The organism is Pseudomonas sp. P5_B2 (assembly GCF_056400445.1).
Map to the genome: position 1 here is coordinate 1 of NZ_JBFULH010001110.1, position 994 is coordinate 994.

The window sequence follows — 994 nt, forward strand, 5'->3', positions numbered from 1 at the left end:
CGTCAGTACAAGTCCGTCGATGATCTGCCAAAAGTTCGTGGCGGTCTCGGTGTGTCTATCGTCTCCACCAACAAAGGTGTGATGACGGATCGTGCTGCGCGCGCTGCCGGTGTCGGCGGCGAAGTTCTTTGCACTGTGTTCTAAGGGGGGATAAGCATGTCACGCGTCGCTAAGAACCCCGTTAAGCTGCCAGCCGGTGTCGAAGTAAAATTCGCAGGCCAACAGCTTTCGGTGAAGGGTGCCAAGGGCACTCTCGAACTGAACATCCATTCGTCCGTTGAGATCGTTGAAGAAGCTGGTGAGCTGCGTTTCGCTGCTCGCAATGGCGATCAACAAACTCGCGCAATGGCTGGTACCACTCGTGCGTTGGTAAACAACATGGTCCAAGGCGTAAGCCAAGGCTTCGAGCGCAAGCTCCAGCTGGTCGGTGTTGGTTACAAAGCGCAAGCAAAAGGCACAGTGCTGAACCTGGCTCTTGGCTTCTCGCACCCAGTGGATTATGAACTGCCGGAAGGCATCACCGCTGAGACTCCTAGCCAGACCGATATCCTGATCAAGGGCATCGATAAGCAGCTGGTAGGTCAAGTGGCCGCCGAGATCCGCGACTTCCGTCCACCAGAGCCGTACAAAGGCAAAGGTGTGCGCTACGCGGACGAAGTCGTCCGTCGTAAAGAAGCCAAGAAGAAGTAGGGCATAGCAAATGACCGACAAAAAAGTTACTCGACTGCGTCGCGCTCGCAAAGCACGCCTGAAAATGCACGAACTCGAAGTCGTGCGTCTCTGCGTGTTCCGCTCGTCGCAGCACATCTACGCCCAGGTCATTTCGGCCGACGGCAACAAAGTCCTGGCATCTGCCTCGACTTTGGATAAAGAACTGCGTGATGGCGCCACTGGCAACATCGACGCGGCCACTAAGGTTGGCCAGCTGGTCGCTACGCGTGCTAAAGCCGCTGGCGTCTCGCAGGTGGCTTTCGACCGCTCTGGCTTCAAGTAC

The 994-nt window shown here is 56.4% G+C and carries 3 protein-coding genes; all 3 read left to right on the top strand.

From position 1 onward, the window contains the following. A partial coding sequence (rpsH, locus tag AC1DRJ_RS29515; protein ID WP_477805238.1) for a 30S ribosomal protein S8 occupies positions 1-144 on the top strand: 144 nt, incomplete at its 5' end. Between the two features lie 12 nt (positions 145-156). Continuing rightward, positions 157-690 carry a 50S ribosomal protein L6 gene (gene rplF / locus AC1DRJ_RS29520; RefSeq protein WP_003176412.1) on the top strand — a complete coding sequence of 178 codons (534 nt, stop codon included), beginning with the start codon at positions 157-159 and terminating at the stop codon, positions 688-690. Between the two features lie 10 nt (positions 691-700). Further along, positions 701-994, top strand: a 294-nt coding sequence (rplR, locus tag AC1DRJ_RS29525) for a 50S ribosomal protein L18 (RefSeq protein ID WP_477805237.1), incomplete at its 3' end; no start/stop codon positions are given.

What these genes read in the sequence shown, in the direction of transcription:
- rplF (WP_003176412.1), top strand. Translation starts at nt 157, where the DNA reads ATGTCACGCGTCGCTAAGAACCCCGTTAAGCTGCCAGCCGGTGTCGAA.